This is a genomic window from Burkholderia sp. BKH01 (assembly GCF_025685725.1).
Classification (GTDB): Bacteria; Pseudomonadota; Gammaproteobacteria; order Burkholderiales; family Burkholderiaceae; genus Burkholderia; species Burkholderia pyrrocinia_C.
The window spans coordinates 105,979-119,027 of the sequence record NZ_JAOTQT010000009.1 but is presented as its reverse complement, the minus strand read 5'-3'; the positions used below and the strand labels follow the sequence as shown (position 1 = coordinate 119,027).

General features: G+C 67.1%; 16 protein-coding genes and 1 tRNA gene. 9 read left to right on the top strand and 8 right to left on the bottom strand.

The features are described 5' to 3' along the window. Nucleotides 1-20: 20 nt before the first annotated feature. On the top strand, nt 21-1,007 hold the full coding sequence (locus OEJ37_RS16140; RefSeq protein WP_175920329.1) for a Gfo/Idh/MocA family protein: 987 nt from the start codon (nt 21-23) through the stop codon (nt 1,005-1,007). Nucleotides 1,008-1,059: 52 nt separating this feature from the next. On the opposite strand, the gene OEJ37_RS16135 is transcribed toward OEJ37_RS16140, so the two are convergent. From OEJ37_RS16135 to OEJ37_RS16105, 7 genes are all read right to left on the bottom strand, one after another. Beyond that, nucleotides 1,060-1,752 (bottom strand): amino acid ABC transporter permease, encoded by a 693-nt coding sequence (locus OEJ37_RS16135; protein ID WP_152861508.1) that lies wholly within the window; start codon nt 1,750-1,752, stop codon nt 1,060-1,062. Between the two features lie 122 nt (nt 1,753-1,874). Beyond that, entirely contained in the window at nt 1,875-2,669 is a 795-nt protein-coding gene (locus tag OEJ37_RS16130) for a cystine ABC transporter substrate-binding protein (RefSeq protein WP_152861510.1), read from the bottom strand. 106 nt (nt 2,670-2,775) lie between these two features. Beyond that, a complete protein-coding gene (locus OEJ37_RS16125; RefSeq protein WP_174421452.1) occupies nt 2,776-3,813 on the bottom strand; it encodes a quinone-dependent dihydroorotate dehydrogenase in 1,038 nt (345 codons plus the stop codon). Nucleotides 3,814-3,911: 98 nt separating this feature from the next. After that, on the bottom strand, nt 3,912-4,742 hold the full coding sequence (locus OEJ37_RS16120; protein WP_174421453.1) for an arginyltransferase: 831 nt from the start codon (nt 4,740-4,742) through the stop codon (nt 3,912-3,914). A 33-nt stretch (nt 4,743-4,775) separates the two neighbouring features. Beyond that, nucleotides 4,776-5,540, bottom strand: a complete 765-nt coding sequence (aat, locus tag OEJ37_RS16115; protein ID WP_034184077.1) for a leucyl/phenylalanyl-tRNA--protein transferase — start codon at nt 5,538-5,540, stop codon at nt 4,776-4,778. 10 nt (nt 5,541-5,550) lie between these two features. Then, nucleotides 5,551-6,096, bottom strand: a complete 546-nt coding sequence (locus tag OEJ37_RS16110) for an NUDIX hydrolase (protein ID WP_124454923.1) — start codon at nt 6,094-6,096, stop codon at nt 5,551-5,553. A gap of 184 nt (nt 6,097-6,280) precedes the next feature. Further along, nucleotides 6,281-6,357: transfer RNA gene (locus tag OEJ37_RS16105), tRNA-Met, on the bottom strand. A gap of 197 nt (nt 6,358-6,554) precedes the next feature. On the opposite strand from OEJ37_RS16105, the gene OEJ37_RS16100 reads away from it, so the two are divergent. From OEJ37_RS16100 to OEJ37_RS16090, 3 genes are read left to right on the top strand one after another with little or no spacing between them, the layout of a single operon-like run. Then, nucleotides 6,555-7,052, top strand: a complete 498-nt coding sequence (locus OEJ37_RS16100; protein ID WP_034184078.1) for a heme-degrading domain-containing protein — start codon at nt 6,555-6,557, stop codon at nt 7,050-7,052. Nucleotides 7,053-7,055: 3 nt separating this feature from the next. Next, the gene (locus OEJ37_RS16095) at nt 7,056-7,394 is read left to right on the top strand and encodes a DMT family transporter (RefSeq protein ID WP_011656759.1); all 339 of its coding nucleotides are present in this window, start codon (nt 7,056-7,058) and stop codon (nt 7,392-7,394) included. A 31-nt stretch (nt 7,395-7,425) separates the two neighbouring features. After that, nucleotides 7,426-8,580, top strand: a complete 1,155-nt coding sequence (locus tag OEJ37_RS16090; RefSeq protein WP_263344836.1) for an enoyl-CoA hydratase/isomerase family protein — start codon at nt 7,426-7,428, stop codon at nt 8,578-8,580. A 108-nt stretch (nt 8,581-8,688) separates the two neighbouring features. On the opposite strand, the gene OEJ37_RS16085 is transcribed toward OEJ37_RS16090, so the two are convergent. Further along, nucleotides 8,689-9,117, bottom strand: coding sequence for a hypothetical protein (locus OEJ37_RS16085; RefSeq protein ID WP_263344835.1), 429 nt, complete (start codon nt 9,115-9,117; stop codon nt 8,689-8,691). Between the two features lie 341 nt (nt 9,118-9,458). Here OEJ37_RS16085 and ssuD point away from each other — a divergent pair, with 341 nt between their 5' ends. The 5 genes from ssuD (at nt 9,459) to OEJ37_RS16060 (ending at nt 13,016) form a co-directional block, all read left to right on the top strand. Then, nucleotides 9,459-10,616 carry an FMNH2-dependent alkanesulfonate monooxygenase gene (ssuD, locus tag OEJ37_RS16080; protein WP_174421873.1) on the top strand — a complete coding sequence of 386 codons (1,158 nt, stop codon included), beginning with the start codon at nt 9,459-9,461 and terminating at the stop codon, nt 10,614-10,616. 17 nt (nt 10,617-10,633) lie between these two features. Beyond that, nucleotides 10,634-11,446 carry an aliphatic sulfonate ABC transporter permease SsuC gene (gene ssuC, locus OEJ37_RS16075; protein WP_174421874.1) on the top strand — a complete coding sequence of 271 codons (813 nt, stop codon included), beginning with the start codon at nt 10,634-10,636 and terminating at the stop codon, nt 11,444-11,446. Further along, on the top strand, nt 11,443-12,402 hold the full coding sequence (locus OEJ37_RS16070; RefSeq protein ID WP_263344833.1) for an ATP-binding cassette domain-containing protein: 960 nt from the start codon (nt 11,443-11,445) through the stop codon (nt 12,400-12,402). The genes ssuC and OEJ37_RS16070 overlap by 4 nt, the downstream gene beginning before the upstream one ends. 56 nt (nt 12,403-12,458) lie before the next feature. Beyond that, on the top strand, nt 12,459-12,674 hold the full coding sequence (locus OEJ37_RS16065) for a molybdopterin-binding protein (RefSeq protein ID WP_006400187.1): 216 nt from the start codon (nt 12,459-12,461) through the stop codon (nt 12,672-12,674). 144 nt (nt 12,675-12,818) lie between these two features. Further along, complete coding sequence (locus OEJ37_RS16060) at nt 12,819-13,016, top strand: hypothetical protein (protein WP_263344832.1); 198 nt, start codon at nt 12,819-12,821, stop codon at nt 13,014-13,016. Nucleotides 13,017-13,049: the final 33 nt, after the last annotated feature.

Sequence of the window (13,049 nt, the reverse complement as noted above, 5' to 3'; positions counted from 1 at the left end):
GACCGACTCGGAAGATCAGGATGAACGACAACGACCACCGCCCGGTGCGCTTCGGCATCGTCGGCGCAGGCAGCATCGCGCGCCGCTTCGCGCAAAGCCTCGCGCACGTGCCGGGCGCCACGCTCGCCGGTGCCTGGGCCCGCCGCGCCGACGCAGCGGCAGCCTTTTGCGAGACCTGCGGCGGCACGCCTGCCGCGAGCCTCGAAGCGCTCCTCGCGAGCGATATCGACGCGGTCTACATCGCGACGCTCCATGACAGTCACGCGCAGTACACGCTGGCCGCGCTTGCCGCCGGCAAGGCCGTGCTGTGCGAAAAGCCCGCGACGCTGAATGCGGCGCAACTCGACACCGTGCTGCGTGCGGCACGCGACGCCGGGCTGCTCTTCATGGAAGCGATGAAGCCGCCGTTCTTTCCGCTGTACCGCCAGCTGCGTGCGCACTTGCGTGCCGATCCGATCGGCGAGATCCGGCTTGTGCGCGCGGGGTGCGCATCGTCGTCGGTACCTGGCGACCATTCCGTCTATCGCCTCGATCGCGCGGGCGGCGCGCTGCTCGATATCGGGATCTACGAGGCGTTTCTCGCGGTCGACTGGCTCGGCGCGGCGCTCGACGTGCAGACACTCGGCCGCGTCGGCGCGACGGGTGTCGACATGTTCGCGAGCCTGAACAGCCTGCATGCGAACGGCGGGATCGCACAGCTCTTTTGCGGGCTCGACGTGATGGGCCGCGGAGACGCGCTGATCGCCGCGGCCGGCGGGCACGTGACGATTCACGAGAAGTGGTGGAATCCGGCGCGCGCGACGATCCGCTATGCGGACGGGCGCATCGTCGAACTCGACGCGCCGGCCGAAGGCGGCGGGCTGAACTACGAGACCGCGCATTTCTGCGACCTGCTGCGCGCGGGCGAAACCGAAAGCCCGATCATGACGCACGAGCATTCGCGGCAGATGATCGCGATGACCGATGCAGCGCGCGCCGTGCTCGGCGTGCGCTATTCGGGCGAGTAGGCGTGAATGCAGGTGCCGGGCCCGCGTGCGCGGCCCGGCGGATGGCGCGCGCTCAGTGCCGTGACGGCAGCGACAGGCGCTTTTCGTACCAGCGCTGCACCCATTCGAGGATCTGGCACAGGATCCAGTACACGGCCGCGGCCGCGAGATAGAGCGGCAACGGCTGATAGGTCGCCGCGATCACTTCCTGCGCGCTGCGCAGCAGTTCGGTCACGGTGATCACGGACACCAGCGACGTGTCCTTGATCAGGCTGATCAGGCTGTTCGACAGGCTCGGCACCGCGATGCGCAGCGCCTGCGGGCCGATCACGTAGCGCAGCGTCTGCCCCCACGACAGCCCGAGGCTGTACGACGCGAGCCACTGGCCGCGGTGAACGCCGTTGATCGCGCCGCGCATGCTTTCGGACATGTAAGCCGCGACGTTCGCGGACAGCGCGATGACGCCGGCCGGCGTCGGGTCGAGCGAGATGCCGAGGCTCGGCAGCCCGTAGTAGATGACGAAGATCTGCACCAGCAGCGGCGTGCCGCGCATCAGGCTCACGTACGCGCGCGCGAGCCCCGCGAGCGCGTTGACCCAGATGCGTTCGAAGCCTTCGAGCGGTTCGCTTTGCCGGATGCCCATCATCGCGAGCACGACGGCGCCGAGCAGGCCGAACACCATCGACAGCACGGCGAACTTGACGGTCAGTACGGCGCCCTGGGCGAGCACCGGCAGCGATTGGACGAGCAGGGACGTTGTCGACATGGAATACGAATCGGATGCGTGCGCGAAAGCGCAATCATAAACCGGACGAATAAAGCAAAGGGCGGCATCGTTGCGGATGCCGCCCTGTCCGGCCCGCCGTCAGGCGGGAAATGCAGGCGTGCTTACTTGATCGGCTTCGTCACGTCGATGCCGAACCACTTGTCCGAGATCTTCGTGAACGTGCCGTCGGCCTCGAGCTGCGCCATTGCGTCGTCGATCGCCTTCTGGAACTTCGGATTGCCCTTCTTGAACGGGATGCCCGACGGGTTCGCCGAGCCGACGTTCGCGCCCGGGCGCAGCGGCAGCTGCGAATTTTTCGTCAGGTACGCGAGCATCAGGCGGTCGTTGAGTGCTGCGTCGAGACGGCCGGCCGCGAGATCGCGCAGGTACTCGGGCGCGCCCGGGTACGTCTTCACGTCGATGCCGGGCACCGACTTCGCCATGTCCATGTAGTTCGTGCCGAGCGCGACGCCGAGCTTCTTGCCCTTCAGGTCTTCCAGCGACTTGAAGTCACGCGAGTCGTCCTTGCGCTGGATCAGTTGCGCGGACGAGTACGTGTAGGCGGGCGAGAAGTCGAGCGTCTCCTTGCGCTTGTCGGTGATGCCGACCTGGTTGGAGATCACGTCGAACTTGCCGGCCTGCAGGCCCGCGATGATGCCGCTCCATTCGGTCGTCACGAACTCGGCCTTCACGCCGAGCTTCGCGGCGACGGCCTTCGCGATGTCGACGTCGAAGCCGACGAGCTCGCCTTGCGGATTTTTCGAGTTGAACGGCGGGAACGTGCCTTCGAGGCCGATCCGCAGCGTGCCGCGTTGTTTCACCTGGTCGAGGAGGTCGGCCGCATGCGCGGTGGCGGCGGCGAACGACGTGCCGATCAGGCCGGCAACCAGCAGCTTCTTCAGCAGCGAAAATTTCATCGTGTGAGCTTCCTTGCCCCGGCGGGGGCTCCTGTTCTGATAGTGCGACCGATGATAGCAAAAATGCAATCGATCGATAAATATCGTTTGTTTATGCCTATATAACTTACGCGGTGCGCTCGCGGGCGATCGCCTTCACGCATTCGGCGACGAGCGCGGGGCCGCGGTAGATGAAGCCCGTATAAAGCTGGACCAGCGACGCGCCGGCCGCGAGCTTCGCCCGGGCGTCCTCGCCCGAGAAAATGCCGCCGACGCCGATGATCGGCACTGCGCTGCCGACTTCGGCGTGCAGCTTGCGGATCACTTCGTTCGACGCATCGAACACCGGGCGGCCCGACAGGCCGCCGGCTTCGTCCGCATGCGGCAGGCCCTGGACGGCCGCGCGCGACAGCGTCGTGTTGGTGGCGATCACCGCTTCGATCTTGTGGCGCAGCAGCGTGTCGCCGATTTCCTTGACCTGTTCGTCGTCGAGGTCGGGCGCGATCTTCAGCGCGAGCGGCACGAGCTTGCCGTGCAGGTCGGCGAGGCGCTGCTGCTTGTCCTTCAGCGCGGCGAGCAGCGCGTCGAGTTCGCCCGCGCCCTGCAGCTGGCGCAGGTTCTTCGTGTTCGGCGACGAGATGTTGATCGTCACGTAGCTCGCGAACGGGTACACGCGTTCGAGGCAGTACAGGTAGTCCTCGGCCGCTCGTTCGATCGGCGTATCGGCATTCTTGCCGATGTTCAGGCCGAGGATGCCGCGATAGCGGGCGGCCTGGACGTTCTTCACGAACTGGTCGACGCCGTGGTTGTTGAAGCCCATCCGGTTGATCAGCGCTTCGGCCTGTGGCAGGCGGAACATCCGCGGGCGCGGGTTGCCGGGCTGCGCGCGCGGCGTGACCGTGCCGACCTCGATGAAGCCGAAGCCGAGCGCCGCGAGGCCGTCGATGGCCGCGCCGTCCTTGTCGAGGCCGGCAGCGAGGCCGACCGGGTTGCGGAACGTGAGCCCCATCACGGTGCGCGGCGCGTCGGGCACGCGGGCCGACAGCGCGCAGGCGAGGCCGGTGCGGCCGGCCGCACCGAGCGCGCGCAGCGTGAGGTGGTGAGCGTCTTCCGCATCCATCTTGAACAGGGATGCGCGGGCCAGCGGATAGAGGGAACTGAACACGGGAATTGGGCGGGCAGCCGGAATGAATGACAACCCGCTATTTTACCGGGAGTTGCGCGGCCGGGGCGTGCTTAGCTTCGTAGCCCCCGCGGCGCGCGTCAGCCCGAGCCGGAATGCCCGCCCGGCAGCGGCGCGCGGGCCAGCGCCGCGTCGACGGGCGGCAGGTCGACCCGTTCCGGATCGAGTATCTTCCAGCGGCCGTCGATCAGCCCTTCGAGCGGGTGGAAGTTCGCCTTGTACGCCATCTTCGGGCTCTCGCGGATCCAGTAGCCGAGGTACACGTACGGCAGCCCGAGGCTCTTCGCCTGCTCGATCTGCCACAGGATGTTGTAGGTGCCGTAGCTCGTGTGCCGGTCGTCGGGCTCGAAGAACGTATAGACGGACGACAGCCCGTCGCCGAGGATGTCGATCATGCTGACCATGCGCAGCTTGCCGGGCTCGCCGCCCGGGGCGTCGAGGTCGCGGAATTCGACGAGGCGCGAGTTGATCCGGCTCTGCAGCAGGAACTGCTCGTACTGGTCGCGGCTGTCGCGATCCATTCCGCCGCCCGCGTGACGCGCGGACTGGTAGCGCATGTAAAGCGCGTAGTGCTCTTCGTCGTAGTGCAGCGGCGAGACCGTCGCGACGAGCGCGCGGTGCCGTTTCCACATCCTGCGCTGCGTGCGCGACGGCACGAACGCGTCGATGGGCACGCGCACCGGCACGCAGGCGCGGCAGCCGTCGCAGTACGGACGATACGTGAAGACGCCCGAGCGGCGGAAGCCGGCCTTCACGAGTTCGGTGTAGATGTCCGAGTTGATCAGGTGGCTTGGCGTCGCGACTTGCGAGCGCGCGATACGGCCGTCCAGATAGCTGCACGGATAGGGCGCCGTTGCATAGAATTGCAGCGCCGAAAGCGGTGAAAGCGGCAGCTCAGTCGGGTGAGTCATGGGCAGCTCTCGATGCAAGGAGGGAGTGCCGCGCTAGCGCTCGATCCCGGAGGGCGCCGCCGTTTCGGCGGGGCCCGTCAGCGCGGCGAGCACGCGCTTGTCGAACTGCCACGGAATCGGCGGTTCGGCTACCGCGCGGCGCACGTGAGCGACAAAGGCCTTGCGTGCGATCTCGCGGCCGCCGAGCGACGCTAGATGCGACGTATTCTGCTGGCAGTCTATCATCTCCAGCCCCTGGTCGCGAAGGTGGGCGACGAGCGCGGCCAGCGCGATTTTCGACGCGTCGGTGGCATCCGCATACATCGACTCGCCGAAAAACATCCGCCCGAACGACACGCCGTACAGGCCGCCGACGCGGCGCCCGTCGTGCCACGTCTCGATGCTGTGCGCGTTGCCGGAGCGGTAGAGCGACGTATAGGCGTCGATGATCTCCGCCGTGATCCACGTGCCGCGCTGCCCGCGGCGCGGCGCCTGCGCGCAGGCGCGCATCACGCCCGGGAAGTCGTGATCGACGCGCACTTCCCACGCGGGCTCGCGCAGCACGCGCTTCAGCGTCTTGCGCAGCGACGGCGACACCTTGAATTCGGCGGGCACGAGGATCATGCGCGGGTCGGGGCTCCACCACAGCACTGGCTGGCCGTCCGAGTACCACGGGAAGATGCCGCGCAGGTACGCGTCGATGAGGCGCGACGGCAGCAGGTCGGCGCTCGCGGCGAGCAGCCCGGGCGCGCCGGTCGCGGGACCGAGCGCGCGTTCGATGGGCGGAAACGGATCGTCCGGGCCGAGCCAGGGGACCATGGGGGCGGGCTCAGCCGTTGCGCAGCGAGCGGAAGATATCGCCGGTGTGTACGCCGTAGTCGCCGGCGGCGCGATCGGCGAAGAAGAATCGCAGGGTCTGGCTGACGGTCGGGAACGCGATTTCGTCCCACGGGATGTCGGCTTCGTCGAACAGCTTCACTTCGAGGCTTTCCTCGCCGGCTTCGAAACCCGGATCGGTGAGCCGCGCGAGGTAGAACAGGTGGACCTGGTGCACGTGCGGCACGTTGAGCAGCGTGAACAGGTTCTGCACCTCGACGCGCGCGCCGGCTTCCTCGAGCGTTTCGCGCGCGGCGGCTTCGGCCGTCGTCTCGCCCATTTCCATGAAGCCTGCGGGCAGCGTCCAGAACCCGTAGCGCGGTTCGATCGCGCGGCGGCACAGCAGGATCTGATCGCCCCAGACCGGGACCGTGCCGACGACGTTGCGCGGATTCTGGTAATGGATCGTGCCGCAGTGATCGCAGATGAATCGCTCGCGGTTGTCGCCGGGAGGAATACGCGCGATGACTTCGTGGCCGCAGACGGAGCAGAATTTCATGTCGAGTGGAAGGGACGAGGTGATGCGAGTGTATCACCGGGGCGCGGCATTCTTGAACGCCCGCGCATGCCGGCGGCGTGCCGCCGCGAAGCGGCGGGCGGGTGCGGAGAGCGGGCGGGGATCGAGTGCGAAAAAACAAAAAGCCCGGTACGAGACCGGGCTTTTTGCATGAATCTGGACGGGTTGGTTGCGGGGGTAGGATTTGAACCTACGACCTTCGGGTTATGAGCCCGACGAGCTGCCAGACTGCTCCACCCCGCGTCCGTCGAAGAAATGAATTATAAGGAGTTACCCGAGCGCGTGCAAGCACTTTCTGACAATCGCGTGTCGCGTCTCGTGGGGACGGCACGGTGGGGGCGTGCGCTAGAATCGAGCGGTTTGTTTCGTCTCTTCAGCAGCGGCGTCGTGTGCGATCGCATCGGCACCATTGCAACTCACCTTATTGCATCGACGGATTCATGGACATCGCTCACGATCTTCAATCGATCGGCGCGCAGGAACAGGCGCTCGTGTTTCCCCATTTCGACCCGGCCCGCGCATGGGCGCTCGGCAACCGGATGCATGCGCTCGCGACGTCGCGCGGCCATGCCATCGCGATCGACATCGTCACGTTCGGCCAGCCGCTGTTCTACGCGGCGCTCGCCGGTGCGACACCCGACAACGCGGACTGGGTCCGCCGCAAGCGCAACGTCGTCGCGCATTTCCGGCGCAGCTCGTATGCGATCGGCCTGCGCATGCAGCAGGCCGGCGCCACGCTGGCGGACAAGCACGGGCTGCCGATCGCCGAATATTCGCCGCACGGCGGTTCGTTTCCGCTGACTGTCGCGGGCGCCGGCGTGATCGGCTCGATCACCGCGTCGGGGCTGCCGCAGCGCGCGGACCACGAATTCGTCGTCGAGGCGCTGTGTGCGGAGCTCGGCCAGGACTACGCCGTGCTGGCCCTCGCAAGGAGCTGAGCGATGCAACTTCCCGGATACGCATGGCTCGCGATCGCGATCGTCGCGGAAGTGGTCGGCACGTCCGCGCTGCGCGCGGCGGACGGCTTCACGCGCTTCTGGCCGTCGGCGCTCGTCGTCGCCGGTTACGGCATCGCGTTCTACTGCCTGTCGCTGACGCTGCGCACGATGCCCGTCGGCATCATCTATGCAGTCTGGTCGGGCGCCGGCATCGTGCTGATCACGCTCGTCGCGATGCTGCTCTATCGTCAGGTGCCGGACGTGCCGGCGGTGATCGGCCTCGGGCTGATCGTCGCGGGCGTCGTGGTGCTGAACCTGTTCTCGAAGATGCAGGCGCACTGAACGTGCGACTGCCGTTTGCCGGATGGCCCTCATGACCGATTCCACTTCCGCTGCCGTTTCCGCCGAATCCGCCCAGCCTGACGTGCGCGCCTATGTCGCGAACCGCATCGGTTTTCTCGAACTGAACCGGCCGAAGGCATTGAACGCGCTGTCGGTCGGCATGATCCGGCTGATGCAGCAGGCGCTCGACGCGTGGCGCGACGATCCGGAGGTGGTTGCGGTCGTCGTGCACAGTCCGCATCCGCGCGCGTTCTGCGCGGGCGGCGACGTGCGCTTTTTCCACGACGCATGGCAGCGCGGCGACCGCGATGCGATCGACGCGTTCTTCATCGACGAATACACGCTGAACCATACGATCTTCACGTATCCGAAGCCTTATATCGCGCTGATGCACGGCGTCGTGATGGGCGGCGGCATGGGTATTTCGCAGGCGGCGCGGCATACGGGCGGCCTGCGCGTCGTGACCGATTCGACGAAGATGGCGATGCCCGAAACGCGCATCGGCCTGTTCCCGGACGTCGGGATGAGCTGGTTTCTCGCGCGCACGCCCGGTGCGATCGGTCGTTATCTCGCCGTGACGGGCGCGACGCTCGACGCGGCCGGTGCACTGTACGCGCAGCTCGCCGACGTCTATCTGCCCGATGCCGCGCTGCCGGCGCTGCTCGACACGCTGCGCAGCGCGCGCATCGACAGCGGTGCACTGGCCGTCGCCTGCGTGGCCGACGCGGCTGCCGCGCACAAGGTCGTGCCGACGCCGGACACGTCGGCGCTGGCCGATGCGCGCGCCGGGATCGACCGCCATTTCGCGCAGCCCGACATCAACGCGATCCTCGCGTCGCTCGATGCCGAACCGGATTGCGCGGCCGTCGACGGGTGGATCGAGAAGGCGACTCACGCGATGCGCGGCCAACTGTCGCCGCTGTCGATGGCCGTGTCGCTCGAAGTCGTCGAGCGCGCACGCGGCGCGACGATGGCCGAATGCCTGCGGCGCGATCTCGATCTCACGCGCTCGACGTTCGCGCGCGGCGATGTGATCGAGGGCGTGCGCGCGCTGATCGTCGACAAGGATCAACAGCCGGCCTGGCGCTTCAAGTCGGCCGCCGACATCGATCGGGCAGAGGTGCTCGCGATGTTCGGCAGCCCGTGGACGCCCGATACGCATCCGTTGCGGAACCTGAAGGACTGACCCGCGTGCGAGACAGAAACGAAAAGGCCGCCTGCACATGCAGGCGGCCTTTTTGTTTATCGACCGTCGATCGATCTGCGGTCGAAGGGCGCGGAGCCCGGGCCCGCGTTACTCGTTGCCCGCGTCGTCCGACATGAACGCGCGCATGAACACGAGTGCACCGAATCCCCACACCGCATTCGCCGCGAAGCCGGCCGCGAGCACGGGCATCATGTTGCCCGCCGGCCAGATGCCGCGCAGCGGATCGATCGCGAACACGCGTGCTGCAGTCAGCACGATGCCGCCGAACATGAGTGCGCCGATCCACGACGCCTCGCGTTCCGGCGACACGCGCAACAGCCACGCCATCGGAATCGCGCAGCACGCGCTGATCAGCGCGTTCGCGACAAATTCAGGAATGCCGAGCGGCGCGAACGGCTGCGTGGAGAAGCCGGCCGCGGCGATCAGGTCCGCTGTGTGAAGGAGTGCGAGCGTGGCCTCGCGGAAGAACAGGGCGGCAAGGAAGCCGGACAGGAACGGCAAAATGACTTTCTGCATCGATGAGTGCACCGCAGGCGCGCCCGGCCGGGGCCGTTCGCGCGGAGTTATTCGGATAGTTGCGTCATTATAGGGCCGGGCCGCCGCGATATTCGCTCCAGCGTCGCGCTAATCACGAAAGCGGAAAACCTAAGCTCAAAAAAATCGTTCCAAAGCCCTGCACCGATCCCTAGACTGATTTCCCAGAAACAGCCGTGCAATCGCGTATTCGCCCGCGGCACGGCCTGACCGGCGAACCATCCCGATTCGAACGCACACCATGCATGCGCCGCTCATCCGCGACGCGAGCAGGGCGACGTCTTTTCCAAATTTCGGCAAGAACAGTCAAGCAGGAGCAGCAGATGAATGTGTTCTGGTTTATCCCCACGCATGGCGACAGCCGCTACCTCGGCACGGCCGAAGGCGCGCGCGCCGCGGATTACGATTATTTCAAGCAGGTCGCCGTCGCGGCGGACACGCTTGGGTACGAAGGCGTGCTGCTGCCGACCGGTCGTTCCTGCGAGGATGCGTGGGTCGTTGCGTCGAGCCTCATTCCGGCCACGCAGCGCCTGAAGTTCCTGGTTGCAATTCGTCCCGGCATCGCGTCGCCGGGGCTGTCGGCGCGCATGGCCGCGACGTTCGACCGCCTGTCGGGCGGCCGCCTGCTGATCAACGTCGTGACGGGCGGCGATGCGGCCGAACTCGAAGGCGACGGCCTGTTCGCCGATCACGATACGCGTTACGAGATCACCGACGACTTCCTGAATATCTGGCGCGGGCTGCTTGCCGCGTCGCACGACAACGGCGGCTTCGACTACATCGGCAAGCACTTGCAGTCGAAGGGCGGCAAGGCGCTTTATCCGCCCGTGCAGCGTCCGCATCCGCCGCTGTGGTTCGGCGGCTCGTCGCCCGCCGCGCACGCGATTGCCGCCGATCATATCGATACCTATCTGACCTGGGGCGAGCCGCCCGAGGCCGTCGCGAAGAAGATCGCCGACATCCGTGCCCGCGCGGAGGCGCGCGGCCGCAAGATCAAGTTCGGTATTCGCCTGCACGTGATCGTGCGCGAGACCGAGGACGAAGCATGGCGTGACGCCGAGCGCCTGATCAGCCGCCTCGACGACGACACGATCGCGCGTGCTCAGAAGGCATTCGCGAACATGGACTCGGAAGGCCAGCGCCGGATGGCCGCGCTGCACGGCGGCAAGCGCGGCGGCCGCGAGGCGCTCGAGGTGTATCCGAACCTGTGGGCCGGCGTCGGTCTCGTGCGCGGCGGGGCGGGCACGGCGCTCGTCGGCAATCCCGAGCAGGTCGCCGAACGCATGCGCGAATACGCGGACCTCGGCATCGAGACGTTCATCCTGTCCGGTTATCCGCACCTCGAGGAGTCGTATCGCTTTGCCGAACTCGTGTTCCCGCTGATCAAGGGCAAGGGCGCGCAGCGGCCGGCCGGCCCGCTGTCGGGGCCGTTCGGCGAGATCGTCGGCAACAGCTATCTGCCGAAGGCAAGCCAGAGTTGAGCGAGGAGAGGCCTGCGATGACAACGAAAACGTCGATGACGGGTGCCGCCGTGGCCGCCCGCGCATGGCGCGGCGTCGCGCCGTGGCTCGTGCCCCTCGCGCTGCTGGTTGTGTGGGAAGTCGGCGCGCGCACCGGCTGGCTGTCGACCCGCGTGCTGCCCGAGCCGGTTGCGGTCGTGCGTGCAGCGTGGTCGCTCGTGACGTCGGGCGAAATGTGGGCGAACGTGAAGGTCAGCACGTGGCGCGCGCTGTTCGGTTTTGCGATCGGCGGCGGCGTCGGTCTCGCACTGGGGCTCGCGACCGGCCTGTCGAAGGCCGCCGAGGTCGCGCTCGATTCGACGATCCAGATGATCCGCAACATCCCGGCGCTCGCGATGATTCCGCTCGTGATCCTGTGGTTCGGCATCGACGAGAAGGCGAAGCTGTTCCTCGTCGCGCTCGGTGTGTTCTTCCCGGTTTACATCAACACGTATCACGGGATCCGCTCGGTCGACGCGAACCTGATCGAGATGGCGAAGAGTTACGGCGTGCGCGGCTTCGCGCTGTATCGCGACGTGATCCTTCCCGGTGCGTTGCCGTCGATCCTCGTCGGCGTGCGTTTCGCGCTCGGGCTGATGTGGGTGATGCTGATCGTCGCGGAAACCATCTCCGCGCAGTCGGGCATCGGCTACATGACGATGAACGCGCGTGAATTCCTGCAGACCGATGTGGTGGTGGTCGGCATCCTGTTGTACGCGGTGCTCGGCAAGCTGGCCGACGTGCTGGCGAAATGGCTCGAGCGCGTGACGCTGCGCTGGCACCCCGCTTACCAATCAGGAGCAAAGGCATGAATGCGACGACTTCGGCGGCCGCCTACGGACCGCTCGCCGGCGCAGACCTGGAGGTCGAGCTTGCCCAGGCGCGCGTCGCGGACGGCGACGCGCGAGACGCGGCGATCCTCGATCGTGACGGTAGCGCATCCGTTGTTCCGCTCGCGCGGCGGCGGGCGGCGAGCCCGGCACCCGACGATGCGGTCACGCTGTCGGGTGTCAGCAAGCGCTTCGGCGCGCGCACGGTGCTCGACAACGTCGAACTCGGCATCGCGCGCGGCAGCTTCGTCGCGATCGTCGGCCGCAGCGGCTGCGGCAAGTCGACGCTGCTGCGTCTCGTCGCGGGACTCGAGCAGCCGAGCAGCGGCGCGCTCGTGACGCGCGGCGACGGCGGCGGCGCGCTCGATACGCGGATCATGTACCAGGATGCGCGCCTGCTGCCGTGGAAGACCGTGCTGCAGAACGTGATGCTCGGCCTCGGGCGCGGCGCGCGCGACGACGCGCGTGCGGTGCTCGATGAAGTCGGCCTGCTGGAGCGGGCGAACGACTGGCCGGCGCAACTGTCGGGCGGCCAGCGGCAGCGTGTTGCACTGGCGCGCGCACTCGTGCACCGGCCGCAACTGCTGTTGCTCGACGAGCCGCTCGGCGCACTCGACGCGCTGACCCGCATCGAGATGCATGCGCTGATCGAGCGCTTGTGGCGCGAGCATCGGTTCACCGCGCTGCTCGTCACGCACGACGTGCAGGAGGCTGTCGCGCTCGGCGACCGCATCCTGCTCATCGAGCAGGGGCGCGTGGCGCTTGACCAACCCGTACCGCTCGACCGGCCGCGTGCTCGCGCATCGGCTGCGTTTGCGGCGCTGGAAGACCGCGTGCTGAAGCGCGTGCTCGCCGGCGGGCCTGGCGTGGCCGAACATGGCGCGGTGCATGACGCAGACAACGTTCGACCGGTCGGGCAGATCCGCTGGGCCGTTTAAATCCGGGCGGCTCCGGCCGCCCGTTCTGAGACTTTTTCTTCGGAGCGATCAACCCGATGAGCATCACTGCAATCAACGTGCGTAACCAGTTCAAAGGCAAGGTGAAGGAGATCATTCGCGGGCCGGTGGTGTCCGAGGTCGACGTCGAGACGCCGTTCGGCATCGTCACGTCGGTGATCACGACCCGCTCGGTCGACGAACTCGAACTGAAGGTCGGCGCGGAGGTCGTCGCACTCGTGAAGTCGACCGAAGTATCGATCGCGCGTCTCTGAGCGCGCGTTTCCTGCGTCGGTGCGGCACCGGCGGGCAAGCCTGCCCGTTGGTGTCGTCCGACGTTCCCGCAGCGCGTTTGCCTCGGTATTCGGCGTCCGGACGAAGTGTTAGGATGGAACGACACCGATGCCGGAGGGCAACGCATGACCCCCATCCTTTCCCCCGAAGCCATCGAGGCGCTGAAGTGGATCGACCAGTTCGGCGACAGCCGGCCGGTTCCTACCGCGTTCGGCGACGTCGTCTATGCGTTGCTGAACGAGGGGCTGATCTATCAGGCGGCGGCCGATCGCGTCGACCTGACGGCCGACGGCAAATCCTTTTTGTCCGACGAATACGACTGAGTGCACGGCGCCGGCTGCACGGGCGGCTTGGCG

Excerpts from the sequence above, each read along its gene's own strand:
- OEJ37_RS16140 (WP_175920329.1), top strand. The coding sequence starts at position 21 with ATGAACGACAACGACCACCGCCCGGTGCGCTTCGGCATCGTCGGCGCA.
- OEJ37_RS16135 (WP_152861508.1), bottom strand. The coding sequence starts at position 1,752 with ATGTCGACAACGTCCCTGCTCGTCCAATCGCTGCCGGTGCTCGCCCAG.
- OEJ37_RS16130 (WP_152861510.1), bottom strand. The coding sequence starts at position 2,669 with ATGAAATTTTCGCTGCTGAAGAAGCTGCTGGTTGCCGGCCTGATCGGC.
- OEJ37_RS16120 (WP_174421453.1), bottom strand. The coding sequence starts at position 4,742 with ATGACTCACCCGACTGAGCTGCCGCTTTCACCGCTTTCGGCGCTGCAA.
- aat (WP_034184077.1), bottom strand. The coding sequence starts at position 5,540 with ATGGTCCCCTGGCTCGGCCCGGACGATCCGTTTCCGCCCATCGAACGC.
- OEJ37_RS16110 (WP_124454923.1), bottom strand. The coding sequence starts at position 6,096 with ATGAAATTCTGCTCCGTCTGCGGCCACGAAGTCATCGCGCGTATTCCT.
- OEJ37_RS16100 (WP_034184078.1), top strand. The coding sequence starts at position 6,555 with ATGGACATCGCTCACGATCTTCAATCGATCGGCGCGCAGGAACAGGCG.
- OEJ37_RS16095 (WP_011656759.1), top strand. The coding sequence starts at position 7,056 with ATGCAACTTCCCGGATACGCATGGCTCGCGATCGCGATCGTCGCGGAA.
- OEJ37_RS16090 (WP_263344836.1), top strand. The coding sequence starts at position 7,426 with ATGACCGATTCCACTTCCGCTGCCGTTTCCGCCGAATCCGCCCAGCCT.
- OEJ37_RS16085 (WP_263344835.1), bottom strand. The coding sequence starts at position 9,117 with ATGCAGAAAGTCATTTTGCCGTTCCTGTCCGGCTTCCTTGCCGCCCTG.
- ssuD (WP_174421873.1), top strand. The coding sequence starts at position 9,459 with ATGAATGTGTTCTGGTTTATCCCCACGCATGGCGACAGCCGCTACCTC.
- ssuC (WP_174421874.1), top strand. The coding sequence starts at position 10,634 with ATGACAACGAAAACGTCGATGACGGGTGCCGCCGTGGCCGCCCGCGCA.
- OEJ37_RS16070 (WP_263344833.1), top strand. The coding sequence starts at position 11,443 with ATGAATGCGACGACTTCGGCGGCCGCCTACGGACCGCTCGCCGGCGCA.
- OEJ37_RS16065 (WP_006400187.1), top strand. The coding sequence starts at position 12,459 with ATGAGCATCACTGCAATCAACGTGCGTAACCAGTTCAAAGGCAAGGTG.
- OEJ37_RS16060 (WP_263344832.1), top strand. The coding sequence starts at position 12,819 with ATGACCCCCATCCTTTCCCCCGAAGCCATCGAGGCGCTGAAGTGGATC.